Origin of the sequence: Desulfovibrio psychrotolerans, from assembly GCF_013340305.1 — a bacterium.
Lineage (GTDB): Bacteria > Desulfobacterota > Desulfovibrionia > Desulfovibrionales > Desulfovibrionaceae > Halodesulfovibrio > Halodesulfovibrio psychrotolerans.
Map to the genome: position 1 here is coordinate 309,317 of NZ_BLVP01000008.1, position 24,628 is coordinate 333,944.

Genomic DNA, 24,628 nt, shown 5'->3' on the forward strand with positions numbered 1-24,628 from the left:
AAACCGGGCCGGAAGGAGAACTTCCGGCCCGGTCTTGCATTCAGCGAAATGGATATGCGGAATCAGGGGGTGGTGTTGTGGGTGGCCATTTTGCGGTACATGGCCGCGCCGCTGAGCCGCTTGCCTGCAAAATTGAGGGGCTGCCCGTTAGTCTGCTCGCCAGGCTCATTAGGCTGCCCGCTCGCCTGTCCGCTCGCCTGTCCGCTCGCCTGCCCGCTCGCCTGTCTGTCAGGCGGCTCTGCCTGCGGCGTTTGCCGGGCATGCTGTCCCTGCAGTGCCTGAGCGGGCTGCAACTCCGCAGTGCCCAGTGCCGTTCCCGCTTTGGCTGCGGGAGCCAAGGGCGTTCCGAAAGCCTTTTCCGGGCCATCGGTGCCGGCGGAAACGGCATTGCTTTCAAATCTGGCCGGGGTTGCCAATCCAGCCGGATTTGCCGATCCGGGCAGGCCCGTTGATCTGGCTGGCCCGGTTGTCCCGGTAGCTCCTTCGGAACCGGCCAATCCGGCCAAGGCAGCAGACGTCTGCTGCGTTCCGGCAGATGCAGGCCCGTATAGACCACTCTGCGGAGTGGAGGCGGCAAAGGCGTGCGCCTTGGGCATCGGCCCCTTGGCCCCGAAGGCCGGAGGTTTGGGCATTCCCGCTCCAGCGTGCTGCACATGTGTCTGCCCGCTCTGCACGGGAGTGGTCATGGCGGCGGCTGCCGTTGCTTCGGGCGTATCAATTATCTGCGCGTAGGCGCTGCGCAGCCCGGAAAGTATCTTTATCACCTCGTCAATGTAGCCGATATCCATTTTCAGGTTGGCGTTGAGCAGGCGCGTGGAGCAGTAAAAGTAGAGTTTGTGCAGGTTTTCCGCCAGCTCGCCACCCTTGTCGGCGTTCAGGCTGCTGTCCAGTTCGTTGATAACATCCAGCGCCTTGGAAATGAGTATCCCTTTCTGGGCATAATCGCGTTCCTCAATCTTCACCTTGGCCTGATTGAGAAACTTAATGCAGCCGTCATACAGCATGAGCAGCAGCTTCCCTTGGGAAGTTGTCGCCACCTGTGTCTGAAAATATGCCTTGGCTGCCTTCTGCATCGTATGCTCCTACTTGGCAGTGAGTTGCTTGATCTGGTTTTCAAGCGATGTCATCTGCCCGTTGTACTGGGCGAGAGTCGCCTCAAGGCGCGAAAACCTGAGCCGCATGGTGCGTTCCCAGCGGATAATGCGGTTCGTTTCGCGCTCAATCTTCTTGTCGATCCCGTCCATGATCTTTTCATAGTTCTTTTCAATGATCTTGAGTGTGCCCTCGGAACTCAGCATGTCCTTGAGCACCCCGTCCATCTGTCCTGCTTTGCCTTGCTTCAGGCGCACTGTGTCGGAGTATGATCCGGGGACAAGGTTGTTAACCTGAACGATGAGACCTCTGGCATCGCCGGTAAGCGCCGTTATCTGCTTGGTTTCCGGGTCAACACTGGCGGGCTTTCCGCCTATGCGGGCATTGATGATGTTGCCGCCCGCGTCCACATCGTACTTCACATCGTAGATGCCGGGCTTGGTAATGCCCTTAACCTGCGAGTAGTACGAAAAATGCTGGGAGTCCGTCGCTCCTATGTTGTCTGCGGCAAAGAGTTCGGCTACGGCGTTGGGGTCTTTGGTCAGCGCCTCGTCCAGCTTGTCCATATCAATGGTGAGCAGGCCGTTGCGGGTGTCACCTTGGTCGGCAACGGTAAGGATGCCTATATGGGCGAGGGTGGAGTAGTAATCGCCGGAACCCCCGTTGGCCGTATTGTAATAGTCAAACCCGTCCGCCCTGCCCGCCACGGCCATTTTTAGCCGGGAAGAGAGCAACTGCACGCCGTAGTTACCCGTGAGCACCGAGCCTATTTCCGCATCGAACTGCGATCCCGTCTCGTTGGGGTCTTTGGCGGTGGCGTTTTCGTTAATCTTGGTAAGATTCTGTATGGTGGTGCGTATGGTGTTTACGCCGTCCACAAAAGCCTGAATCTTTTCCTTAATCTTCTCCTTGTCGGAGGCAACGGTTATCTGGGTGGTTCCCACATCCTTAAGGGTGAGGGTAAGGCCGTCAATCACCTCGGTCACTGTGTTGCTTGAAGACTCGATAAAGCTGCCGGAAGGCCAGTCGTTCACCCGGAACATGGCGTTCTGCGCGGTCTGCACGTCCCATTTGTCGGCCGGGGTGCCCTGAATGGCAGAAAGGTTGGTGCCCGCGCCTATGGTGAGCGAGTTGGCGGCGCCAAGGTCCATGCCGCGCACCTGCAGATGGTATGAATCGCCGTTCTTGATGAGTGCGGCTTTAACCCCCGGATTCTGCGGGTCCGTGTTGATAATGTTCACCAGACCGTCAAGGGTGGTGTTGGGCGCAACGGTGAGCGTGCGCGTTTTCCCCTTGTAGGTGTACTGAAGGGTCTGGTTCTCCGTGGAGGTGTTTACTTTGGCCGTGGTGGACGAGAACCCGTCATTGTATGTCCACATGGCGTTGCGGGCGAGCTGGCCCACCTCCACCTTGTACACGCCCTCGGTGGCGGCAACATCGGTGGTGGCGCTGGCAACGGTATCAAAGGAACTGGAGGCAGCCTTGGACAGAAACTTGTTCATGGTGTCCATGCTGCGCACAGTGTCCTGAAACGCCTTGATTTCCGTGTTGATGGTGCCGAACGCATCCACACGGCGCTGCCAGTCCGCTCGCCACAGGGTCATGCGGTTCATCTGAATGGATTCCACCTTCTTCAACTGATCGATCATCGAGTCGAAGTCGGTGCCGGACGAAAGACCGGAAAAGCGTATCCCGCCGGACATGTAGTCAGCCATAGCTCATACCTCGGGCAGTTTTTTCCCAGACGTGGGTATCCGTTTCCGGTCTTGCAAGGCCGATGCCATGCAGCGGGAGGGATAGTTCGGCGCAAGCCGCAGCTGCCTCACAAAGGCATATCGTCCGTGTGGCTGATTACTTTAGCGTCCCTGCCGCTGCACAGGTCCGGGGCGGATCACCGGCAGTGTCCTTCTTCGCGGCCCGTTAAAAAAAAACGGTACGATGCAGGGCGCAAGCCATGCTCGGGCCGTATTCCGTGCGGGCAGGCAGGGCACGTAACGGTCTGAACAGTCAGCGTTACATCGCAGAGAGCGTTGTTTCAGAGGGCCGCTAGCTGCGGGTGAGCCTTTGCAGCTCAGCGCGTGCCGCTGCGGGGTCCAGCCCCTTGGCGGAAGCTATGGAATCCAGATTCTCTTCTGCATCGCAGGGGCGGATGTATAAAGGCTCCACAGGCTCATGCCCGTAGGCGGCGGCGTGGGCCAGTGTCAGCAGGGTTTCCGGGGCGGGGTGGTCGAATCGGGGGGGCAGCACCGCCGCGTCGATCAGGTATTCGGCAAAGAAGTCGCTGTTTTTGCGCACGCCGGAACCTGTGAGCACGGTGTCGCCCCCGTGCGTGATAATGCGCTGTGCTGCCTCTTCCAGCGTGGCCGAAATGGGCGGGCAGAGGGGCACAAGGGTGTTTTCCTCCGTCCGGGCGGAAAACTCAGCGCCGGATGCGCGGGGCAGGGCGCAGACAGGGCCGTTGTACCGCGAGGTGAACCCCTGCATATGCACAAGACCCCGCCGGGCGTGGGTAATGCACCATATGTTGTCGCAGGGGCGCAGGGCAGCCGCATCTGCCGCAAGGGCATCCATATAGCCTAAGCCCGCCATGGGCAGGCCTGCGGGCAACGAAAGGCCTAGCGCGGTGGAAAGCACCAGCCGCAGCCCCGTAAACGAGCCGGGGCCGCGTACCACGGCAATGCGTCCTATGGAGGCGAGGGTAAGCCCCATTCGGTGCAGGGCGTCCAAAAGCGCGGGCACCAGCACCTGCATGCCGTGACGCGGCGTGAACCACTCCTGCGCAAACACTAGTTCCGTGCCGTGCCCGCAGACGATTTGCAGCCGCGCTTCCGCGCCGTTGAGAACGAGGGTGAGGCTAGAGTCTGCGTACGTCATTGAAGGTGGCCCAGACCATAAGGGTTATGAGCAGCAAAATGCCCACCCGGGTGGCGATGTCCATCACCCGTGTGGGTACGGGACGGCGGAATATGGTTTCAAAGGTCAGCATGACCAGATGGCCGCCATCCAGAACGGGAATGGGCAGCAGGTTCAGCAGGCCCAGATTCACGCTTATGAGCGCGGCAAGGGCCAGCACGGCGGCAACGCCATATTCAGTCTGCTGGCTGACCATCTGGGCAATCATGATGGGGCCGCCCACGTTGTCCATGGGAATGACCCGCTGGATGATCTTGGCAAATCCCTTGCCGGTGATGACAATCATCTCCCACGTATGTTCCAGCCCTGCCTGTGCTGCGGAAACGCCGTCGAGGGGCTGGGTGAACGTTTTGCCCGATGCGGCTATGCCGATGAGGTAGCTTTCCTCATCCTCACCGAAGATGTTCTTGCGGAGCAGCTTTTCAGGAACCACTTGGAAGGTGATAGGCTGGCCTTCGCGCAGCACGGTAATGGAAATTTCCGTGCCGCCGCTCTTGCCTATGGTGTCCGCCACATCGTTCCAGTATTCGATGCGGGCTCCGGCGATATCCGTAATGGTATCGCCTTCCGCAATCCCCACCTGCGCTGCCGGGCTGCCATCGCGCACGTTGCCTATTTCCGGAGCAATGTGCATCTGCCCTGCGCTCCAGAACAGGCCCCAGTAAATTAAAAAGGCAAGCAGCAGGTTGGCCAGCGGGCCAGCCACAATGACAAGCATGCGGTGCCACGTGGGCCGCTTGATAAAACTCTCTTTCTCGGTAAAGCCGCCGGTAAGGTCGTTCTCGTCATTTTCTCCGGCAAGGGAGACGTAGCCTCCCAGCGGAATGGCAGAAAGTCGGTATTCGGTCTTGCCGCGCCGGAATTTGTACAGCACGGGACCGAATCCCAGCGAAAAGGCGCGCACGCCTATGCCCAGCAGGCGGGCCACGGAAAAATGGCCCAGTTCATGGAAGAATATGAGACCGCCGAGGACAAGCACAATGGCGATGGCTGTATTCATGGTCGGGTCTGGCTCCTTGGTGTGGGGCGGTATGCGTCCGCCCATTGGCGCACGCGGGCGCGGGTCTCTCCGTCCAGTGCCTCTATGTCGTCCAGAGAGGCGGGGGCGGGGCCGCCATGCGCGTGCATGGCGCGCTCTATGAGGGCGGGAATGGCGGAAAAGGGAACCTGCTCCTGAAGGAATCGCTCCACAGCCACCTCGTTGGCGGCGTTCAGAACAACGGGCAGCCCCTTGCCGCCGCGCAGCGATTGGCGCGCAAGCTCAAGACACGGGAAAGAGGATAGGTCCGGCTGCTCAAAGGTCAAGGGGCCGCAGGTGATGAGGTCCAGCGGCGGCACTCCGGTGCGCAGCAGTCTGGGCCACCCAAGGCAGTAGGCAATGGCTATGCGCATGTCCGGGGGCCCCATGTGCGCCAGTTGCGATGCGTCCGCATACTCCACAAGAGAATGGATGATGGACTGGGGGTGCACCACAACCTCTATGCGGTCCAGCGGCAGACCGTACAGATGGTACGCCTCAATGACTTCCAGCCCCTTGTTCATGAGCGTTGCGGAATCTATGGAAATTTTTGCGCCCATGCTCCAGTTGGGGTGGGCCAGTGCCTGTGCGGGGGTGACCGTGGCAAGAAAGGCCGCGTCCCGGCCCCGGAAGGGGCCGCCCGAGGCGGTGAGGATGATACGGCGCACGGGAGAGCCGTCGTGACCGGATAAGGCCTGAAAAATGGCGTTGTGCTCGGAATCCACGGGCAGGATGGATGCACCCGTGCGCGCGCAGGTCTCCCTGAACAGGTCGCCCGCCAGCACCAGCGATTCCTTGTTGGCAAGGGCAATAATCTTGCCCGCCTCTGCTGCGGCGTGGGTGGCGCGCAGCCCGGCTGCGCCCACCTGTGCGGAGAGCACGGTAGAGGCTTCCGGCAGGGTGGCCATGTCCGCGTATCCCTGCGGTCCGTGCAGAATGGTCGGATTGTATCCTGCGGGCAGCATGCTGCGCAGGGCCTGCGCCGCCTGTGCATCCAGCACGGCAAGGCAGGCAGGGCGCCATTGCGCCGCCTGCCGCGCCAGCAGGTCCAGATTGCGTGCCCCTGCAAGGCCGATGACGCGAAAATCGTCCGGCTGCTCGGCCAGCACCTGCAATGCGCTGGTTCCTATGGAGCCAGTGGAGCCGAGAACGACCACGGAGCGGGGAAATTCCCCTGCCCACGCGGCACCGGGCAGGGGAGAGATATACCGGATGCGGGGATGCCCCTCGTCCGTGCTGTCATCGTGTTGTGGCGCACTGCGCTGCGGAGCCGTTACCATACGCCGCGTCCTTCCGCACCGTGCTTCACCGGGCCGGAGGCGGGGCATTCGGTCTGGTCCGCCTGTTTTGCTTCCTTGCCGGCCTGTGTGCCTGCCCGGCATGCGGTCAGGCACAGGCCTATGTCGGTCATGGTATCGAACAGCAGGCGGATGTCGTCAGGCGTGGTCCGGTGGTTGGCAATGCACAGCCGCACCGCCGCGCGTCCGCCTATGCGGGCCGGGGTGAGAAACCCCTCTCCGCTGCGCTCCAGTTCCGCGAGAATGTCCACATGCAACTGGTCCAGTTCCTCCTGCGTCCACGGCGCGTCCATATGGTCCGGCGGCACAAAGTGGGCGCAGGCGATGGAAAGATCGGCGGGGGCGGCGGGTTCCCACAGGGAGGAGGCCTGCGCGAGATCCAGAAACTGCTGTGCCATGTCGCAGTTGCGTTCCACAATGGCGGCCAGACGATCCGTGCCGTAGGTGCGGAAGGTGAACCACAGCTTCAGCGCGCGGCCCTGCCGGGAGAGCTGGAAATTGGTGTTTTTGAGGTCCCAGTCCGATTCCTGCCCCAGATAGGCGGCCTTGGCGCGGAAGGTGGCCTTTTGCTGCGCGCTGCTTTTGAACAGGGTTATGCCGCACTCCAGCGGCACAAAAAACCATTTGTGCGGGTCCACGCACACGGAATCGGCCCGGTGTATGTCCGCCAGCTTGGCCCGGTGAGCGGGAGAGAGCAGTGCCGCACCGCCGTAAGCCGCATCCACATGCAGCCAGATATTCTGTTCCTCGCAGAAGTCCGCAATGGCCCCCAGCGGGTCAATGGCTCCCGTAGAGACTGAACCGGCCTGTGCCACCACGCAGAAGGGATGAAAACCTGCCCGGCGGTCTTCGGCCACCATCCGGCGCAGGGCATCCACGTCCATGCGGAATGAGGCGTCCGAAGGGACGCTGCGCACATGGTCGTGCCCTATGCCCAGCAGCATGGCGGAACGGGAAATGGACATGTGCCCCTGATCGGAAACGTACAACGTGATGGGCTGCGTAATGCCTTGCAGTCCCTTTTCCGCCACTCCGGGTACATGGGCCTGCCGCGCCACGGTCATGCCCATAAGGTTGGCCACCGTGCCGCCGGAAACCAGCGTGCCGCCCCATCCTTCGCCGTAGCCGAACAGGTCTGCGAACCACGAGAGAACCACGTGCTCCAGCACGGTGGCGGCAGGACCGCCCTTGAAGGACAACGGTGCCTGATTGAATCCCACACTGAGCAGTTCGCCCAGTGTGCCCGCCGGGGCTGGGCTGGTGGTTATCCAGGCCAGAAAACGGGGGTGCCCGATGCGCGTGTTCACCGGCGAAAAGGCGGCCACCGCCTCTTCCAGCACGGTGGCGGGGTCGGTTCCCTGCCGGGGCAGCTCGTGCGGGATAGATCCCTGCACGGCGTCAAAGGTGGTCTGGGCCACAACCGGGGCATCGTCAATATGCCGAATATGCCTGCCTATGGTGTCCGCCACCTGCCTGAGCAGGTCGTCCAGACGGTCAAGGTCCAGCGAGTAGTCCGGGTTGCGTGAGAGCGAAGGGGCGTTCATGGTGTTTCCGGCGCGCTAAAAGAAGGTGTGGACGGAACGGGCAAGGGCGTACACGGGCAGGGCGAGCAGGATGGAATCTATCCTGTCCAGAATACCGCCGTGTCCGGGCAGCAGTGTGCCGGAGTCCTTGATGTCCAGCGTGCGCTTAAGGGCGGATTCAAAATAGTCACCCATCTGCGACGAAACATTAAGGATAACGCCCAGCACCACCCACGCGGGCCATGCTGCGTTGCCGAAGGACAGTCCCACCGCAAGGCATATGGCCACGCAAAAAATCATGCCGCCTGCCGCGCCTTCCCAGGTTTTCTTGGGGCTTACAGAGGGCCACATCTTGTGCCTGCCGAAGTTGCACCCTGCGTAAAACCCGCCGATGTCCGAGGCAAAGGCTGCGAACAGAATGAGAACAACCTCGGCGGTGGAAAGATGCAGTACCGTCTGGATGAGCAGGGGCAGGTAGAGCATGCCTGCGGTGAGAACCTGCGCCTGTTCGAACCTTGGTGCATCTGCCCTGCCGGTGCCGAAGGCGAACAGGAAGCCGAGGCTGCCCACCCAGAATCCGGCGGCAATGCAGCCGATCATGGCGTACGGGTTGCCGATGAAGGAGGCATATAGCAGTCCCGCACCCAGAAGGCACCCGGCCAGCTTGTAAAAGAGGTTGCTCCTGCCCGGCCAGAACATGGAGTAAAATTCGTACTGGCCAAGGGTGGAAACAATGACCGCCGCACCCAGCAGTACCCATCCGCCCATAAGCAGGGCCACGATGAGGAAGGGCAGGACGATGACAGCGGTAATCCAGCGTTGCTTGTGGGAATTGGTCATGCCTTGATCTGTTCTCCGGTCTTGCCGAACCGCCGTTCACGGGTGGCATAGGCCGCGAGTGCGGCGTGGAACTCCTCCACACCGAAATCCGGCCAGTAGGTGTCTGTAAAGTGGAACTCCGTGTAGGCGTGCTGAAACAGCAGAAAATTGGACAGCCGCAGTTCGCCGCTGGTGCGTATCATGAGGTCCGGGTCCGGCTGTCCCGCCGTGTAGAGTCGCGATGCCAGCGCCTCTTCCGTGATATCCTGCGGCAGAACGCCCTGACGCACAAGTGCCTGCACGGCGTGCAGTATCTCGCCGCGTCCGGAGTAATTCAGTGCCAGATTCAGGGTCATGGCACCGTTGCCGGCGGTTTTGTTCATGGCGTGGTTCAGAGCCGTGCGCACCGCCAGGGGCAGCCCGTTCACATCGCCCAGCACATGCAGGCGGATATTCTGTTCCATAAGGCTGGGCAGCTCATCGCGGAGGAAGGAGACCAGCAGTTCAAACAGAAAACTCACCTCATGCTTGGGCCGCTCCCAGTTTTCGCTGGAAAAGGTGTACAGGGTGAGATGGCGTATGCCCAGCCTGCGGGCCTCGCGCACAATGCGCCTCGCGGTCTCCGTGCCCGCGCGGTGCCCCTGCGTGCGGTCCTGCCCCCGGCTCTTTGCCCATCTGCCGTTGCCGTCCATGATAATGGAAACATGGGCGGGCAGACTTTCGGGGGCGGCCCATGGGGGGCGGTTATCGGTATTCAACGGTAACCCCTTGATTATTCGTGCGAAATTATAAAAGCGCAACGCATGTTATTACGCCTGTTTACTTGGTTCGTCAAGGTTTGCTGCGGCGGTGCGGGGGCAGGCGGATGTGGTCGGATGCGGACGGATGCTGTCGGATGCTGTCGGATGCTGTCGGATGCTGTCGGGCGTGGGCAGACGTGGACAGGGGTAGCCAGACGTGGGCAGACGCACCTGCGGAGTGTGCTGCAGAGAACGGGCGGATGGTCGGTGCGGCGGGAAGGGAGCAAGGGCGGCACCATACCCGCAGCGTTACCCATGAAGAACGGGACCCCCATGTGGGAGTCCCGGCTCAAAATTGACTTTTGGATGTTTGGATAGGGGCCAGGGCCGATAGCCTACAAACGTATCCGGTTGTTGTTGGCTGATGGTTACCTAAAACCGTTTCCTAATCTTGACTCAAAAGTAACACATCGCGCGTTCGCGTCAAGCGGAAAAGAAATCTTTGGAATACGGAAATTTCCGGTTGCCATGAGATTGCCTCGGCGTTAGGGAGTGCTGACTATAACCTGACGACCCCCCCGGCACCGCCGCAAGGCAGGGCACGGGGGGCGGCCCGACACACTCAACCCGCTGCCGGACCGCAACCAGGCCGTACAGAGTCTTGTGTATCAAGGATTCTTTCCGGAGGTTGCCATGAGTGGACAGCGTTCCGGCCTGATCTCGCTGCGGATCAGGCCCGCCCTGCTTTCTGTTCTGAAAGCCGGGTACTCCCGAGCATTTTTAACCCGTGACATCTGTGCGGGGCTCACCGTAGGCGTGGTGGCCCTGCCTCTTGCCATGGCCTTTGCCATTGCCTCCGGCGCAACGCCGGAGAGCGGTTTGTTCACGGCCATTGTGGCCGGTGCCATCATTTCCCTTTTCGGCGGTTCACGCTACCAGATAGGCGGCCCCACCGGGGCGTTTGTGGTTATCATTGCAGGCGTCATCGCCCGGCATGGGTATGAGGGGCTGGTGGTCGCCACGCTCATGGCGGGTTTTTTCCTCATGCTCATGGGCTTTTTCCGTCTGGGCAAGGTGCTGCAGTTCATTCCGTACCCGGTGACCACGGGGTTCACCGCCGGTATCGGCCTGTATATTCTGGTTTCGCAGTTCAAGGACTTTCTCGGCCTGCAAATCGGGGCACAGTCGCCGGAGTTTCTGGAAAAACTGCACAGTTGCTGGCAGGGCATAGGCACCATGCAGCACGGTGCTGTCATAACAGGCGGCGTGACCATAGGGGCCATGGTGCTTGTGCGGCGTTTCTGTCCGCGTATTCCCGCCCATATTGTGGGTATTTTCAGTTCCATGCTGGTGGTCTGGCTGGCCGGGCTAGAGGTGGAAACCATAGGTTCCCGGTTCGGCGGCATTCCCGCCGCGTTGCCCAGCTTTGCCATGCCGCACGACTTTTTCGGGCTTGCCGCCAAGGTGCTGCCGGACGCGTTTGCCATTGCCCTGCTGGCGGGTATTGAATCCTTGCTCAGTGCGGTGGTGGCGGACGGCATGACAGGGGAACGGCACGAACCTTCCACCGAACTGGTAGCGCAGGGGCTGGCGAATATCGCCTCGGGTCTGTTCGGCGGCATTCCCGCCACCGGTGCCATTGCGCGCACGGCCACAAACATCCGTGCCGGGGCTGCCTCGCCTGTGGCAGGGATTATCCATGCTGTCACCCTTGCGGCGTTTATGCTGTTCCTCGCTCCCGTGGCCTCGCTTATTCCTCTGGCCAGCCTTGCCGGTGTGCTGTGCATAGTGGCGTGGGACATGAGCGAAATTCACAAGTTCGCCCGCCTTCTGCGCGCCCCGCGTTCCGATGTGCTCGTGCTGGTCACCACCTTCCTGCTCACGGTTCTGGTGGACCTTACCGTGGCGGTGCAGGTGGGCGTGGTGCTTGCCGCCCTGCTGTTCATGCGCCGCATGAGCGAGGTGAGCAATCTGCGTCTGGGCGTGGCGGGCAACGGAAACGGCGAATTGTCCAACGATTCCCGCATTGCCTGCGCGAGCAGTGAATATTGCCCCGGCGAGGTCATGATCTACGAGGTGGACGGCCCGTTCTTCTTCGGCATTGCCGAGCGGTTTCTGAGCGTGCTGCATGTGCTGCGCGAGCCGCCCAAGGTCATCGTCATCCGCATGGATCATGTTCCCACAGTGGACGCCACAGGTATTCACGCACTGGAAACTTTTGTGGTGCATGCCGGGCGCAAGAACATTCAACTGGTCGTCTGCGGCCTGCAGCCGCGGGTACGCTTTGTGCTGGAAAAGCTGGGCACGCTGAACAAGCTGGGTGAGGGAAATGTGCTGGAAACGCTCCCGGAAGCCATGCAGCGGGCAGATAACCTCGCACTGAGCGCCGGGTAGCGCACCTTGCAGAGGCAAGGCTGCTCACGGAGCATCTGAAAGGGGGCATCACGCCCCCTTTTGTTTTCAGGCAGACGGGTTGCCCTTGTGGCCGGAACGATCTGAGGCTATGCTGGCAGGAAATGAAGCGTGCAATCATTTTTTGATGCCACATTTTGTGCCACGTTCTCTGTAGGAGGGGCCATGTTTCGCTCACTGCGGGAGCCCGTGAACGGGCTGACCCATTGTATCGGCGCGGTGCTTGCCGTGGTCGGCACCATAGTGCTTATCGTGCGGGTAGCCTCGCCCGCCATGCCGTGGCACATAGCCACCTTTGCCGTGTTCGGCACGGGAATGGTGCTGCTGTACACCGCGAGCACGCTCTACCATTGGCTGCCGCTGTCTGAGAAAGGCATACGCATACTGCGGCGCATCGACCACTCCATGATCTTTGTCTACATTGCGGCCACATATACCCCTATCTGTCTGATATCTTTGGGTGGCACATGGGGCTGGAGCCTGTTCGCCTGCGCATGGGCGGTGGCCACGGCGGGAATTCTGGTTAAGATTTTCTGGCTGGGCGCGCCGCGCTGGTTCTCCACCGGCCTGTATCTCGGCATGGGATGGATGGCTCTTGTGGGCATCTATCCGCTTGTGCAGGCACTGGAGATCGGTGCGCTGGTATGGCTTGGCGCAGGCGGTGTGCTGTACAGCATCGGGGCCGTCATCTATGCGCTGCGCAAACCCAATCCGCTGCCAAGGCACTTCGGCTTCCATGAAATATTCCACCTGTTCGTCATGGGCGGGAGCTTTTGCCATTATATGGTCATGTACGGCTACGTGAGCCGCGCATAGCGTTTCCATTCCGCCATGCGCGCCGTGCGGGCCGTGTTTCCCTCTCCTTGTTGACCGCTTTTCGCTGCCTGTTGCGCCGTGCCTGCGGGCATGGGGCATGCATGCCGCGTTTCCGCGCCGGGCACACGTTGTCTCTGCCCGGAAGATATGGCAAAAAAGGGGAAACGGCCTGTGCCTGTGAGATAAACCGCGCAGGGAATGAGTTCCGCGCATACAGCGGGGGGTACGGATGGGGATTGCGGCAGACATAGTCATTCTTGTGGTGGCAGGCCTGTTCGGGGGATTGCTGTCACAGCTTTTCCGGCAGCCGCTCATTCTCGGCTATATTTTTGCCGGTGTGCTGGTGGGCCCTTACATGGGCGGCTTCATCGTCTCCGACATTCACGATATTGAACTGCTGGCGGAAATTGGCGTTGCCCTGCTGCTGTTTGCGCTGGGGCTGGAGTTCTCGCTCAAAGATCTGCGCCCCGTGCGGAGCATAGCCCTGATGGGCACCCCCGTGCAGATTGTGCTGTGCATGGCGCTTGGCTACGGGGTGGGCGTGGCCTTTGGCTGGCCGCCGCTCACCGCGCTCTGGTTCGGCGCATTTGTCTCCCTTTCCAGCACCATGGTGGTGCTGAAGACGCTGGAAAGCCAAGGCTGGATAGGCACGCTTTCCAGCCGTGTCATGATAGGCATGCTCATCGTGCAGGACCTTGCCGTGGTGCCCATGCTCATCATCATGCCCAAACTGGGACTGCCGGATGCGGGCATGGCCGAGCTTGGCTGGGCCTGCGTGAAGGCGGCGGCGTTTCTTGCGGGCATGGTGGTGCTGGGCACGCGTATCATGCCCCGGCTGCTGCGGCTTATCGCGGGCTGGAACTCGCGGGAAATGTTCATGCTGGCCTGCTGCGGCATAGGGCTTGGCGTGGGGTACGGCACCTATCTGCTCGGGCTGTCATTCGCTTTCGGCGCGTTTGTGGCCGGTATGGTGCTGAGTGAGTCGGACTACGGGCATCAGGCACTCAGCGACATCATTCCCCTGCGCGACCTGTTCGGGCTGCTCTTCTTCGCCTCCATGGGCATGCTGGTGGACCCCGGCTTCGTGCTCGACAATCTGGGCATCGTGGCAGGGCTGGCACTGGCTGTTTTTGCGGGCAAGGGGCTGATCTTCGGCTTTATTTCCAAATTTTTCGGATACGGCAACGTGGTGCCGCTGGCTCTGGGGCTGGGCATGTTTCAGGCGGGCGAGCTTTCCTTCCTGCTTGCCCGTGTCGGGGTGGAAAGCGGCATGCTGCCCCGTGACCAGTATTCCATATTTCTGGCGGTGGGCATTCTGGGCATGGTGGCCACTCCGCCCCTGTCATCGCTCACCGCTCCGCTGTACGCCCTGCGCAAGCGCTTCATGCCGCCTCAGCAACTGCACGTCGTGAACATGCCCGCCAGCGAGGTGAAGGGCCATGTGGTCATTGCCGGCGGGGGCAGGGTGGGTATGTACGTGGCGGGCATTCTCGCGCAACTGGAAAAACCCTTTGTGCTTATAGAATTCAACTCCCGCCGATTCGAGCGATGCCGGGACGCGGGCTACCCCGCCATATACGGCGATGCCTCGCAGCCCACGGTGCAGGATGCGGCGGGCATGCACCACGCCTGCCTGCTGCTTATGACCGTGCCCTCCATAACAGATGCCGCCGCGGCGGTGGCGCTGGCGCACAGAAACAATCCCACCCTGCCCGTAGTGGCGCGCGTGGTAGACCATGAACAGATGGACGCGCTGGCCGAGATGGGTGTGCACCAGACCATACAGCCGGAGTTTGAGGCCGGGCTGGAACTTACCCGTCAGGCGCTGCTGCATCTGGGCTTGCCCGTGGGCGAGATTCAGCGGTTTTCCGACAACGTGCGCAGCGAGCGGTATGCCGCCGTGTTCGAAAAGCACCCGGAATACCGCACCCTCATGCAACTGGGCGGTGCGGCCGGGGGGCTGGAGCTTTCGTGGATTCCGCTGGCGGAAGAAAGTCCTTTGCACGGCAGAAACCTCGGCGCGCTGATGCTCAGGAACCACGTGGGCATAACCGTTGTGGGAGTAATGCGTCAGGGCGCGCTGCATGCCAACCCCGGTGCGGAGTTTGCCCTGCACGGCGGCGATGTGGTGGGCGTGCTCGGCAATGCCGAGGCGGCTGCCGCATTCGGAAAGCTGGCGCAGATAACCGAGCGGCAGGAGCTGCCGGACTGGTTGGCAGAGGAAGCCGGAGGGGTGATCGGAGAAAATATCTAGGCCGCGCAGCGGGCGCGCTGTCTCAAAGAGCGGCCCATCATCCTGTCTTTCGTTGCGCGTTTAGTCGTCCACGCTGTTGAGCGATATCTCCACCACCAGATTGCCTTCCTGCGTGGTGAAGGGAATGGAAAGAATGGGCTGCTTGTTGATGTGGCTCAGGGTGTGGTTCCTGCCGATGATGACAGAAGGGGTGGAAGCCTGAAACTTCATCCCTTCGTTGGCAAGGTGCGCGCGTGCCTGCCCGGCGATCATGTTGGTGAGTTCGCCCACGGCATCGGCTATTTCTTCGTTGATCTTGGAAAATTCTTCACCCAGCATGTTGGAGACGATGCGCAGAATGCACTTTTCGTCCAGTGTGAGGGAGATAACGCCCTCGGCATGCCCGGTTACCCCGATAAGCCCTGTAACATCGCCCACTGCCGTACGGCGGGTGTTGATGTAGGGTTTGCCGGGTTTGGCCTCCACCATGGCCATGGTGCCCAGCACATCTATGACAGCGGACAGGAAGGGATTGATGAAACTGACGTTGTACTGGAAGCTCATGGACAACCTTTTTTCCTGTCGGCGGGCTGTTGTCAAGGGGGCGGACGGAAAGTGATGGAAAAAGGGCCGGGAGCATGCTCCCGGCCCTTTTGGTATCTACCCGGTTTTATAGAAATGCAGCGAAAAGTTCTTCAATATGACTGTCAAAAAGTGCGGTTACGGTAACCAGATCAGAAGATTTAAGGCCAAGTCGTTCCCATGCGCCTTCCTGTAAGCCGGGGAGCACGTACTTGCCGCCGCAGGAAATCTCCATGGCGTTGGTGAGGTTGTCCGCAAGCTGCACAACGGAGGCGGCCAGCGGGTCCTGCGCCGATGCCGGGGCATGGTGCCACCGCACCGTATCCACCAGCCCTGCCGGGAACTTCCATTCTGCCAGCAGCATGCCGCCCACTTCCGCGTGGTCAAAGCCAAGGATATCGCGCTCCGCCTCTGCCAGGGGCAGCATATTCTCGCGGGCGTACAGCAGCGTCTGAACCGAGGCGTACGGCAGCTTTTTCATGATGATGAGTCTGCCCACATCGTGCAGCAGTCCGGCCGTGAAAAAGCGGTCGGCCTTCAGCCCGCCCATGCGCGAGGCAATGAGCTTGGAAAAGACGCCGCAGCTTACCGAATGCTTCCAAAAGGTTTTTACGTCCATCAGCTCCGGGGGAATATCCTTGAACACCGTAATGGCGGATATGCCCAGCGCAAGGTTGGAAACCTCCGTCACGCCCACAAGGGCAATGGCGTGGGCCACATCCTCCACGGTTACCAAAAGGCCGTAAAAAGGGCTGTTCACCAGTTTGAGCAGTTTGGCGGTAAGCTCCACATCGTTGCTTACAATGCGGGCCACGTCGTCTGCCGAACTGGTGGGAGAGTCCAGCACTTCACGGATACGGAAATACACATCGGGGAAGGAGACCAGCTCCGCCTCGCTGTCCACCAGTGTTTTGGGGTCCACCATGCCGGGAGTAAAGGTGTCGCGCAGGTATTCTGTGTTGCGCATGAGCCGGGCGTCTTCGGTGGGCATCTGCCAGCCCTGCCGGAGTGCCGCGCCGGTGCGGAACACGCTGAGCCGGAAGATTTCCGCAATGGCGGGATTATCGTGGTCTGCATACATGAAGAAATCGCGCACATATTCTTCGCTGAGCGCCAGTTGGGCGGCGGGAGAATCCGGTTTCATGCCATTCCTCCGTTGGGCGTTCTCTGCCGGGGCAAACGTGTTCGTGCGGGGTTGGTCAGTCATCACCCTTCCTTCCTGTAGCACATGCCGCCGGGCTTGAGCACGGGCTTGAAGGCGGTGGAAAGCTTGTGGATACTCTCCGAATGGCCGAGAAACAGGTATCCGCCCGGAACCAGATTGTCGTAGAACGCGGAAATAACCCCCTGCTTCATGGGGTCGTCAAAATAGATGATCACGTTGCGGCAGAACACAATGTGCGATTTGGGCACCCGCTTCAGGGCGGCGGCATCGCTCAGGTTTATGGGGCCGAAGTTAATCAGCTTCTTCACGCGGGACTTTATGCGGTAGTCCTCGCCTTCCTTGTCAAAATATTTGGCCACAATCCCTTTGGGCGTGGTGCGCAGGGAGTATTCCGTATACAGCCCCTCGCGTGCCTTGGCGAGCATGGCGGGGGAAAGGTCGTTGGCGGCTATGCGTATGTTCCAGCCGATAATGGACATGCCCAGCACTTCGCTTATCATGATGGCGAGGGTGTATGGCTCCTCGCCCGATGAGCAGCCTGCGGACCAGATGAAAATCTCTTTTTTGCCCGCCGCCTCCTGCGCCTTGATGAACTCTTTGAGAATATCGTTCTGAAAGATGTTCAACTGGCGGATGTCGCGGTAAAAGCTGGTTTCGTTGGTAGTCACCTTCTCACACAGCTTGTCCATTTCCAGCGTCTTGTTTCTGTCCAGCCTGAGAAAGTCGTAGTACTCCTTAAAGGAGTTGAGTCCCAGCTCCTTCAGGCGCGAACCGAGTCGGTTTTCCAGCAGATATTTGCGCTTGTCCGGAATGCTTATGCCGGTCTTTTCGTAGATGAAGGCACTGAGCTGTGCAAACTCCTCATCGCTGATCTTGGCAGTCTTGCGCAGGGAAAGTCCGGAGGTAATCCCCCTGTTCTCGCCCTTGTCGTAGTTGCCCATAAGCCCGCCCAGCCTGCCGGTGGTGGCGGCAGGGGCGGTTCGCTGGCCAAGAACAGAGGAGCCTGCTCCTGTTTTTCCTGAAGATAACAATGCCATTGTTCCCCCGTCAGGTGCTTGAGGATGGGTTAGACTATCGTAATTGAAACACTATACCGCGTGCATGAGGAAAGGCAAAGGATATTGTTGCTGCTGTCGGTTCCTTGCATGCAGCAGAAAATGCAGTGCCCTTGTCAGGCAGGAATACTTCCTCTTCTGGAGCGTTCCTGAGCGGTGCAGAAGCCTCCGGCGAGACTGCGCAAACGAGGCAATAGTATATCAGTGGTCTGATGGTTGCCGTGACATGCCCTGCAGCATAGGTGCGGCTCCGGCAACCTGTGGATACCGGCGTATCAGGAGTCTTTTCTCATTTCCTCGGTCATGAACTTGTGCAGCAGACCGTTCATGGCTTCGTGCACGGAGCGGCGGTTGGTTCCCGCAGGGTCCGTGCACAGGGCGGGGTAGGCGGCGCGCATGGCTTCCGGGCAGGGGGAGTGCAGGGTGAACGCACTGGCTCCGGCAAAGACAAAATAGGGAGCGGCGGGCAGCAGGGCGCGCAGATGCCGTGCGTGCCGTGCAGGCGGATTTATGGTGTTGCGTTCCGCCTCCATCAGCATCACCGGCACGCGAAGCGGAGCTACGGATTCAGCGTCGAACAGCATGGCGTATCCGGGGGCAGCTATTGCCAGCGCGCTGATGCCCGGCAGCACCCATTCCTGTCCTTCCGGCGGGGCAAGGCGACCTTCCGGTACCTCAAGCATCGATTGCAGCCGGGTCTTTGCCCACGGTGCGCAGTAGGGATCTGCCGTAACTTCTTCGCTTGCACTGGCCGTGCAGTAGGTGCGCAGCCCTTCCGTCACCGGCTGCGCACCGGCGAGCATAAGGGCGGTGGCACCGCCTGTGCCGAATCCGATCACGCCCATAAAGCGCGTGTCGGCCACGGGGCCCAGTTCAGGGTGCTCCAGCGTGGCGTTAAGCGCCTTGCGCAGGTGGTCCGGGCGGCGGGTTATCTGCTCTGCGATGAAGATGCGCGCCGTATCCAGATAATTGTCTCCCGGATGGGTGGGGGCGATGACCACAAAGCCCTTGCGGGCCAGAAATTCCGCGGTGGTGTGGTGGGCAAGGCCCGATTCCGCGGCATCATGCGACATGAGCAGCACCGGGAATGCCCCTTCCGCAGGTTTGCCCTCGCGCGCGGCAGAGATGGCATACAGGTCCAGCACCGCCAGTTTTTCCGGCCGGATGGAGGGGTACCACACATAGACGGGTATGCGCTCTCCGGTTCCCTCCTCCCATGCCGTCAGAATCTGCAATCCGGCCGTGTAGTCCTTGGCATCGCGGCTGCCCATGGCGTGCGTGTGGAGCACTGTGGCGCACAGAACGGCGAAGATGACCGGCAGAGCCAGCAGAAAGGCGAGAGGGGACAGGCGGTTGGCGCGGAACATGTGTTCTCCCGGAGGGCGGTATGGCGTATTGTACGGCAACAGCTACCGCATATGGGCGGGGCAGGCAAGGGGCGGCGGGGCGGTGAAAGGACGCTTTGCGGCCAGATGTCGACAATCGACTGTTATCGTTGGGTATTGCCTTTCTCGCTGATATTCATGTAGATTCCCGCTTTCCTCCGGGGGGCAGGCAATGTGGGCTATTCAGCATGAAGTGACGCAGAAATTGCGGAAAAGCGCAGAAACAAGGGTCTATGACGCTTTTGTGTAAAATGCAGACGGAATCATTTGTTTATTTAAACAATTTTTGACAATTCTGTGTTTCCACGCTAGGGTGTCCTCCAGTATGCTCCGAAAAGCCAACCCAAAAAAAGGCAGGAGCAGAAGCTGGGTAGAGGTAAGTGGCTAGGGATCATCTTCACTCCATATGTTGAGCGACTTGTAGGAGATTTTCGATGAAAAAACTGATTCACGCACTTGTGCTGGCACTGGTGCTGTCTGTCATGATGGCAGGCGTGTCCGTGGCCGACACCATCAAGATTGGTGTTCAGGCCCCCTTGACCGGGAAGTATGCCTCCGAAGGGCAGGACATGAAGAACATTGTGGACATTCTCGCTGAAAAGCTGAACGCCGCTGGGGGCGTTAACGGCAAGAAGGTGCAGATTGTAGCCGAAGACGACGCCTTTGACCCCAAAACCGCCGCGCTGGCCGCGCAGCGTCTGACCACCGGCGGCGTGGTTGCCGTTATCGGCACCTATGGCTCCTCCATCACCGAAGCGGCGCAGGGCATTTATGACGAAGCCGGCGTCATTCAGGTGACCACCGGTTCCACCATGGTGCGCCTTACCGAAAAGGGCATGAAGTATTTCTTCCGCACCTGCCCGCGTGACGACGCACAGGGTGCCGCAGCCGCCAAAATCATTCAGGAGTTCGGCAGCAAGCGCATCGCCATCCTGCACGACAACAGCTCCTACTCCAAGGGGCTTGCCGAAGAAACCAAGGCGCTGCTCGATCCTTCCACCATCGTCTTTTATGATGCGCTGACCCCCGGCGAGCAGGACTACACCGCCATTCTGACCAAGGTGAAGGGCTCCGACCCCGACCTGCTCTTCTTCCCCGGCTACTACAACGAAGCCGGCCTGCTGCTCCGCCAGAAGATGGAAATGAAGTGGGACGTGCCCATGCTGGGCGGCGACGCCACCAATAACGCCGACCTGGTGAAGATCGCCGGTCCGGAAGCCGCCAAGGGCTTCATGTTCGTGGGCCCTCCCGGCGTGAACGATCTTGACGATCCTGCCACCAAGGAATTCCTCGCCACCTATCAGGCCAAGCATAAGGCCATGCCCGCTTCCATCTGGTCCGTGTTCGCCGGTGACGCGTTCAACGTGATTGTGGAAGCCATCAAGCAGACTGGCTCCACCGATGCCGACAAGATTGCGGATTACTTCCGTACCGGCCTCAAGGACTTCCCCAGCCTTACCGGCACCATCTCCTTCGACGAGAAGGGTGACCGCGCAGGGAAGTTCTACCGTCTGAGCAAGGTTAACGAAAAGGGTGAATTTATCCTGCAATAACCTTTCGGCCCTTTTGCGGGATACGGACGGTACAACCCGTCCGTATCCCCGTTTTCCGTTCGCTTCATCCGCTAAGACGGGACTGCCTTATGGAAGAGTTTTTTCAGCAATTGACCAATGGTCTTGCGGTGGGCGGCATATACGCCCTTATCGCCCTAGGCTACACCATGGTGTATGGTGTGCTCAAACTCATAAATTTCGCCCATGGCGACCTGTTCACCATCGGAGCCTTTCTGGGCCTCACGCTGCTTACCACGCTGGGGCTTTCCGATCATCTGGGAGCCCTCGCGGGGGTTATCGCACTGGCCCTTATGGTCATGATTCTGGTCGGGCTGATAGGGTTTCTGCTTGAGCGCACGGCCTACCGCCCGCTGCGCACCTCGCCGCGCCTTTCCGCGGTGGTGAGCGCACTGGGCGCTTCCATCTTCTTCCAGAACGCGGTCATGCTCATCTGGGGAGCCCGTCCGCTTGTGTATCCGCACTCCATTCTGCCCCGAACCGCAGTCTCGCTGTTCGGCATGGAGGTGCCCGTGGTCCGCATCATCATGTTCGCCACCTCCGTGGTGCTGATGCTGGGCCTCTATTACCTGACCCACAAGACCAAGACCGGCACGGCAATCCGCGCGGCGGCCATTGATCAGGACGCCGCAAAGCTCATGGGCATAGACGTGAACCGCGTCATCGCGCTTGTGTTCTGCATCGGTCCTGCCCTGGGCGGTGCGGCGGGTGTAATGGTCGGGCTGTACTACGGTCAGATAAGCTTCACCATGGGCTGGCTTTACGGGCTAAAGGCCTTCACCGCCGCCATCCTCGGCGGCATAGGCAATATTCCCGGTGCCATGCTGGGCGGGCTTCTGCTGGGTGTCATAGAGGCACTGGGGGCGGCCTACATCTCCATTGCGTGGAAAGACGCCATCTCCTTTCTGGTGCTCATTCTCATTCTTATAGTCCGGCCCACCGGCCTGCTCGGTGAAAGGGTGGCGAACAAGGTATGATGAACACGCGCACACTTGCTCTTGCGGCCATCTGTCTGCTCTTTGCCGCGCTGCCGTCGTTCATGAGTTCCTACTGGACAGACGTGCTGAACAACATCGGCCTGTACGTGGTGCTGGCCCTCAGTCTGAACCTGATTCTCGGCCACGCAGGCCTGTTCCACATGGGCCATGCGGCGTTTTACGCTGTGGGGGCCTACACCACTGCCATTCTGAACACGCAGTTCGGTATGCCCGTGCTCTACAGTATGCCCCTTGCCGGATTGCTGGCAGGGTTTTTCGCCATGGTGGTGGCACGGCCCATCATTCACCTGCGGGGAGACTACCTGCTCATCGTCACCATAGGCATTGTGGAAATAGTTCGCATTGCGCTGGTGAACGATGTGTTCGGTCTTACAGGCGGGGCCAACGGCATCTTCGGCATTTCCCGGCCCACCGTGTTCGGGTTCCGGCTGCGCAAGCCGGAGCATTTTTTCTATCTCATCTGGGGCTTTGCAACCGTCACCATCTTCCTCATGCACAGGCTTGAGAACTCGCGCTTCGGGCGCGCGCTCAACTACATAAAGGAAGATGATGTCGCGGCAGAAGGTTCCGGCATAGACACCGCCTACTACAAGCTGGTGGCCTTTGTGCTCGGCGCGTTCTGGGCGGGCATGACCGGCACCCTGTTCGCCGCCAAAATGACCATCATCTCGCCGGAATCCTTTTCGTTCTGGGAATCGGTGGTGCTGTTCACCATCGTTATTCTGGGCGGCATGGGCTCAATCCGCGGTGTGCTGGTGGGCGCCTTTCTCATCATCGGGCTGCCGGAACTGTTCCGCGACCTCGCCATGTGGCGCATGCTGGTCTTCGGGGCAGCCATGGTGCTGATGATGATCTTCCGCACGCAGGGGCTCATTCCCCCGCCGCCGCGCAAGTATGACGTGGTTGCCTACCTGAAGGAAGCTGTGGGAGGTGCCCGGTAATGAGCCTTGTACAGCTTAAGGACCTTACCAAAACCTTCGGCGGGCTGGTGGCGGTGAACGATGTGTCGTTCAATGTGGAGAAAGACTCTATCGTGGGGCTTATCGGGCCCAACGGGGCGGGCAAGACCACCGTGTTCAACCTGATAACGGGCAACTATGTCCCGGATACGGGCGAAGTGCTGTTTGACGGAAAAAACGTGGTGGGCATGCGCACCAACCGCATTGTGCAGATGGGCATTGCCCGCACGTTCCAGACCATCCGGCTGTTCCAGAATATGAGCGCGCTGGAAAACGTGCTCTCAGGCTGCCACTGCCGCATGCGTTCCGGCGTGTTCTCCGCCATGTTCCGCCCCCCGTGGCAAAAGCGGGAAGAGACGGCTGCGGTAAAGCGTGCCATGAGCGAGCTGCACTTCGTGGGACTGGAGGAACAGTGGAATAACGCCGCCAAGAACCTGTCCTACGGCAAGCAGAGGCTGCTGGAAATCGCCCGCGCCCTTGCCACCCAGCCCAGATTCATCATTCTGGACGAACCAGCCGGGGGCATGAATGATCAGGAAACGCAGGAACTCATAGAGCTTATCAAGGCGGTGCGCGACAGGGGCATTACCGTGCTGCTCATTGAGCACGATATGAGTCTGGTGATGAAGGTGTGCGAGCATCTGGTGGTGCTGGAATACGGAGCCGTCATCGCGCAGGGTGTGCCTGCTGAGATAAAGAACAACCCCCGCGTCATAGAGGCATACCTCGGCACGGACGACGGTATGCTCTAGGAGATTGCCGGAATGCTCGAAATTCGGAACCTGTATGTGAATTACGGCAATGTGGAAGCCCTGCACGGTATTAATATTACCGTGAACAAGGGCGAGATTGTGACCATTCTGGGAGCCAACGGCGCAGGCAAGTCCACCACGCTCAACTCCATCTGCGGTCTGGTGCGCGCGGTGAAGGGAGAAATCCTGTTCAAGGGCGAACCGCTGCACACGCGTCCGGCGCATGAAATTGTGAAGCTCGGCATAGCTCAGTCGCCGGAAGGGCGGCGGGTGTTTTCCACGCTTACGGTCAAAGAGAACATGATGCTCGGTGCCTTTACCATAGAGGACAAGGCGCTCATCAAGCAGAACGAGGAATGGATATACAGTCTGTTTCCCCGGCTGGAGGAGCGGCGCAGCCAGCTTGCGGGCACCCTTTCCGGCGGGGAGCAGCAGATGCTGGCCATAGGCCGCGCGCTTATGGCCAACCCGCGTATCCTGCTGCTGGACGAACCGTCACTGGGCCTTGCGCCCATTCTGGTGAAGTCCATATTTGATACGGTGCGCACCATCAATAAGCACGGCGTAACCGTGGTGCTGGTGGAGCAGAACGCCCGTGCCGCGCTCAAGCTGGCCAACAGGGGCTACGTTATGGAAGTGGGCAGTGTGGTAATGGAAGACGATGCCGCCGCCCTGCTGCGCAACCCCGAAATTCAGAACGCCTACCTCGGCGGCGGGCACTGATGCGACAGCGCCGGGCCGGCTCTCCCGTTTATCGTATCTGTTCATCGAATCTGTGATTGATACGGCCATAGTAAACCGGCGGGGAACACCCCGCCGGTTTTTTCGTATCAGCTCAGAAAGAACGATGCCGTGGCGGTGGCAGCCACCTTGCCCTGCGGGGTGGTGGCCTGCGCCCGCACAAAGGCAATGCTGCTCCCGTTTTTCACCACCTGCGCCTCGGCGTGCAGCACCGTGCCGGGGCGCACCCCGGAAAGGTACTGCACATGCATGTCTATGGTGGCGGTGCGGGTGTGCCCGTTCAGGGCAGAGAGCACGGCATGGGCCATGGCCTCGTCCAGAAGCGTGGCGATAATGCCCCCCGCCGTCATGCCCGCGCCCTGCGCCACATGCTCAGATGCGTCCAGCCGCAGCCGTGCGGTGCCGTTTTCCGCCTGCTCCACGCGTATGCCCAGATGGTTGAGCACGGGGTTCACGTCCTGCGTATCCCGCATCACCGCGGTAAGGTAGTCATTCATGGGGTATCCTGTCTGTGTTGCCGCCGGAGCTGCGCCGCTGCGCGTGCATGGTGCCGCAG

21 protein-coding genes are annotated in these 24,628 nt (G+C 60.3%); 8 read left to right on the forward strand and 13 right to left on the reverse strand.

Translation table 11 applies throughout. The features are described 5' to 3' along the window. Positions 1-62: 62 nt before the first annotated feature. The 8 genes from fliS to uppS all read right to left on the reverse strand — a co-directional run bounded on the left by fliS (position 63) and on the right by uppS (position 9,421). Positions 63-1,073 (reverse strand): flagellar export chaperone FliS, encoded by a 1,011-nt coding sequence (gene fliS, locus HUV26_RS16970; protein WP_174409808.1) that lies wholly within the window; start codon positions 1,071-1,073, stop codon positions 63-65. Between the two features lie 9 nt (positions 1,074-1,082). Next, on the reverse strand, positions 1,083-2,807 hold the full coding sequence (gene fliD / locus HUV26_RS09150) for a flagellar filament capping protein FliD (protein WP_174409809.1): 1,725 nt from the start codon (positions 2,805-2,807) through the stop codon (positions 1,083-1,085). Positions 2,808-3,138: 331 nt separating this feature from the next. Further along, positions 3,139-3,966 (reverse strand): tRNA (adenosine(37)-N6)-threonylcarbamoyltransferase complex dimerization subunit type 1 TsaB, encoded by an 828-nt coding sequence (gene tsaB / locus HUV26_RS09155; RefSeq protein ID WP_174409810.1) that lies wholly within the window; start codon positions 3,964-3,966, stop codon positions 3,139-3,141. Beyond that, positions 3,947-5,005: an RIP metalloprotease RseP gene (gene rseP / locus HUV26_RS09160; protein WP_174409811.1), complete on the reverse strand. Its 1,059-nt coding sequence runs from the start codon at positions 5,003-5,005 to the stop codon at positions 3,947-3,949. Before rseP ends, tsaB begins: the two co-directional genes overlap by 20 nt. After that, entirely contained in the window at positions 5,002-6,303 is a 1,302-nt protein-coding gene (gene dxr / locus HUV26_RS09165) for a 1-deoxy-D-xylulose-5-phosphate reductoisomerase (protein WP_174409812.1), read from the reverse strand. The genes rseP and dxr overlap by 4 nt, the downstream gene beginning before the upstream one ends. After that, complete coding sequence (locus tag HUV26_RS09170; RefSeq protein ID WP_174409813.1) at positions 6,297-7,865, reverse strand: pyridoxal phosphate-dependent decarboxylase family protein; 1,569 nt, start codon at positions 7,863-7,865, stop codon at positions 6,297-6,299. Before HUV26_RS09170 ends, dxr begins: the two co-directional genes overlap by 7 nt. 15 nt (positions 7,866-7,880) lie before the next feature. Beyond that, complete coding sequence (locus HUV26_RS09175; RefSeq protein ID WP_174409814.1) at positions 7,881-8,684, reverse strand: phosphatidate cytidylyltransferase; 804 nt, start codon at positions 8,682-8,684, stop codon at positions 7,881-7,883. After that, positions 8,681-9,421: an undecaprenyl pyrophosphate synthase gene (gene uppS / locus HUV26_RS09180; protein ID WP_274602456.1), complete on the reverse strand. Its 741-nt coding sequence runs from the start codon at positions 9,419-9,421 to the stop codon at positions 8,681-8,683. Before uppS ends, HUV26_RS09175 begins: the two co-directional genes overlap by 4 nt. 675 nt (positions 9,422-10,096) lie before the next feature. On the opposite strand from uppS, the gene HUV26_RS09185 reads away from it, so the two are divergent. The 3 genes from HUV26_RS09185 to HUV26_RS09195 all read left to right on the forward strand — a co-directional run bounded on the left by HUV26_RS09185 (position 10,097) and on the right by HUV26_RS09195 (position 14,885). Beyond that, positions 10,097-11,797, forward strand: a complete 1,701-nt coding sequence (locus HUV26_RS09185) for a SulP family inorganic anion transporter (protein WP_174409815.1) — start codon at positions 10,097-10,099, stop codon at positions 11,795-11,797. Positions 11,798-11,980: 183 nt separating this feature from the next. After that, positions 11,981-12,631, forward strand: a complete 651-nt coding sequence (trhA, locus tag HUV26_RS09190) for a PAQR family membrane homeostasis protein TrhA (RefSeq protein WP_174409816.1) — start codon at positions 11,981-11,983, stop codon at positions 12,629-12,631. Positions 12,632-12,860: 229 nt separating this feature from the next. Further along, positions 12,861-14,885, forward strand: coding sequence for a monovalent cation:proton antiporter family protein (locus HUV26_RS09195; RefSeq protein ID WP_174409817.1), 2,025 nt, complete (start codon positions 12,861-12,863; stop codon positions 14,883-14,885). 60 nt (positions 14,886-14,945) lie between these two features. Here the strand turns inward: HUV26_RS09195 and HUV26_RS09200 are convergent, their stop codons facing one another. The 4 genes from HUV26_RS09200 to HUV26_RS09215 all read right to left on the reverse strand — a co-directional run bounded on the left by HUV26_RS09200 (position 14,946) and on the right by HUV26_RS09215 (position 19,033). Then, a complete protein-coding gene (locus HUV26_RS09200; RefSeq protein WP_174409818.1) occupies positions 14,946-15,428 on the reverse strand; it encodes a chemotaxis protein CheX in 483 nt (160 codons plus the stop codon). 106 nt (positions 15,429-15,534) lie between these two features. Then, on the reverse strand, positions 15,535-16,590 hold the full coding sequence (locus HUV26_RS09205) for an HDOD domain-containing protein (protein ID WP_174409819.1): 1,056 nt from the start codon (positions 16,588-16,590) through the stop codon (positions 15,535-15,537). Between the two features lie 62 nt (positions 16,591-16,652). Next, positions 16,653-17,552, reverse strand: a complete 900-nt coding sequence (locus tag HUV26_RS09210; protein ID WP_243451363.1) for a CheR family methyltransferase — start codon at positions 17,550-17,552, stop codon at positions 16,653-16,655. A gap of 389 nt (positions 17,553-17,941) precedes the next feature. After that, a complete protein-coding gene (locus tag HUV26_RS09215) occupies positions 17,942-19,033 on the reverse strand; it encodes an alpha/beta hydrolase family protein (RefSeq protein ID WP_174409821.1) in 1,092 nt (363 codons plus the stop codon). A gap of 452 nt (positions 19,034-19,485) precedes the next feature. Here HUV26_RS09215 and HUV26_RS09220 point away from each other — a divergent pair, with 452 nt between their 5' ends. The 5 genes from HUV26_RS09220 (at position 19,486) to HUV26_RS09240 (ending at position 24,054) form a co-directional block, all read left to right on the forward strand. After that, on the forward strand, positions 19,486-20,604 hold the full coding sequence (locus HUV26_RS09220; RefSeq protein WP_174409822.1) for a branched-chain amino acid ABC transporter substrate-binding protein: 1,119 nt from the start codon (positions 19,486-19,488) through the stop codon (positions 20,602-20,604). A gap of 89 nt (positions 20,605-20,693) precedes the next feature. Next, positions 20,694-21,599 carry a branched-chain amino acid ABC transporter permease gene (locus tag HUV26_RS09225; RefSeq protein ID WP_174409823.1) on the forward strand — a complete coding sequence of 302 codons (906 nt, stop codon included), beginning with the start codon at positions 20,694-20,696 and terminating at the stop codon, positions 21,597-21,599. Then, complete coding sequence (locus HUV26_RS09230) at positions 21,599-22,561, forward strand: branched-chain amino acid ABC transporter permease (RefSeq protein WP_174410264.1); 963 nt, start codon at positions 21,599-21,601, stop codon at positions 22,559-22,561. Before HUV26_RS09225 ends, HUV26_RS09230 begins: the two co-directional genes overlap by 1 nt. After that, positions 22,561-23,331, forward strand: coding sequence for an ABC transporter ATP-binding protein (locus HUV26_RS09235; protein WP_174409824.1), 771 nt, complete (start codon positions 22,561-22,563; stop codon positions 23,329-23,331). The genes HUV26_RS09230 and HUV26_RS09235 overlap by 1 nt, the downstream gene beginning before the upstream one ends. Positions 23,332-23,343: 12 nt before the next feature. After that, the gene (locus HUV26_RS09240) at positions 23,344-24,054 is read left to right on the forward strand and encodes an ABC transporter ATP-binding protein (RefSeq protein ID WP_174409825.1); all 711 of its coding nucleotides are present in this window, start codon (positions 23,344-23,346) and stop codon (positions 24,052-24,054) included. Between the two features lie 107 nt (positions 24,055-24,161). Here HUV26_RS09240 and HUV26_RS09245 read toward each other — a convergent pair whose 3' ends face one another. Beyond that, positions 24,162-24,569, reverse strand: coding sequence for a PaaI family thioesterase (locus HUV26_RS09245; protein ID WP_174409826.1), 408 nt, complete (start codon positions 24,567-24,569; stop codon positions 24,162-24,164). Between the last annotated feature and the right edge of the window lie 59 nt (positions 24,570-24,628).

Bases quoted from the DNA above. Each gene is read 5' to 3' on its own strand.
- fliS (WP_174409808.1), bottom strand. From the start codon at position 1,073: ATGCAGAAGGCAGCCAAGGCATATTTTCAGACACAGGTGGCGACAACT.
- fliD (WP_174409809.1), bottom strand. From the start codon at position 2,807: ATGGCTGACTACATGTCCGGCGGGATACGCTTTTCCGGTCTTTCGTCC.
- tsaB (WP_174409810.1), bottom strand. From the start codon at position 3,966: ATGACGTACGCAGACTCTAGCCTCACCCTCGTTCTCAACGGCGCGGAA.
- rseP (WP_174409811.1), bottom strand. From the start codon at position 5,005: ATGAATACAGCCATCGCCATTGTGCTTGTCCTCGGCGGTCTCATATTC.
- dxr (WP_174409812.1), bottom strand. From the start codon at position 6,303: ATGGTAACGGCTCCGCAGCGCAGTGCGCCACAACACGATGACAGCACG.
- HUV26_RS09170 (WP_174409813.1), bottom strand. From the start codon at position 7,865: ATGAACGCCCCTTCGCTCTCACGCAACCCGGACTACTCGCTGGACCTT.
- HUV26_RS09175 (WP_174409814.1), bottom strand. From the start codon at position 8,684: ATGACCAATTCCCACAAGCAACGCTGGATTACCGCTGTCATCGTCCTG.
- HUV26_RS09185 (WP_174409815.1), top strand. From the start codon at position 10,097: ATGAGTGGACAGCGTTCCGGCCTGATCTCGCTGCGGATCAGGCCCGCC.
- trhA (WP_174409816.1), top strand. From the start codon at position 11,981: ATGTTTCGCTCACTGCGGGAGCCCGTGAACGGGCTGACCCATTGTATC.
- HUV26_RS09195 (WP_174409817.1), top strand. From the start codon at position 12,861: ATGGGGATTGCGGCAGACATAGTCATTCTTGTGGTGGCAGGCCTGTTC.
- HUV26_RS09200 (WP_174409818.1), bottom strand. From the start codon at position 15,428: ATGAGCTTCCAGTACAACGTCAGTTTCATCAATCCCTTCCTGTCCGCT.
- HUV26_RS09205 (WP_174409819.1), bottom strand. From the start codon at position 16,590: ATGAAACCGGATTCTCCCGCCGCCCAACTGGCGCTCAGCGAAGAATAT.
- HUV26_RS09210 (WP_243451363.1), bottom strand. From the start codon at position 17,552: ATGGGCAACTACGACAAGGGCGAGAACAGGGGGATTACCTCCGGACTT.
- HUV26_RS09215 (WP_174409821.1), bottom strand. From the start codon at position 19,033: ATGTTCCGCGCCAACCGCCTGTCCCCTCTCGCCTTTCTGCTGGCTCTG.
- HUV26_RS09220 (WP_174409822.1), top strand. From the start codon at position 19,486: ATGAAAAAACTGATTCACGCACTTGTGCTGGCACTGGTGCTGTCTGTC.
- HUV26_RS09225 (WP_174409823.1), top strand. From the start codon at position 20,694: ATGGAAGAGTTTTTTCAGCAATTGACCAATGGTCTTGCGGTGGGCGGC.
- HUV26_RS09230 (WP_174410264.1), top strand. From the start codon at position 21,599: ATGAACACGCGCACACTTGCTCTTGCGGCCATCTGTCTGCTCTTTGCC.
- HUV26_RS09235 (WP_174409824.1), top strand. From the start codon at position 22,561: ATGAGCCTTGTACAGCTTAAGGACCTTACCAAAACCTTCGGCGGGCTG.
- HUV26_RS09240 (WP_174409825.1), top strand. From the start codon at position 23,344: ATGCTCGAAATTCGGAACCTGTATGTGAATTACGGCAATGTGGAAGCC.
- HUV26_RS09245 (WP_174409826.1), bottom strand. From the start codon at position 24,569: ATGAATGACTACCTTACCGCGGTGATGCGGGATACGCAGGACGTGAAC.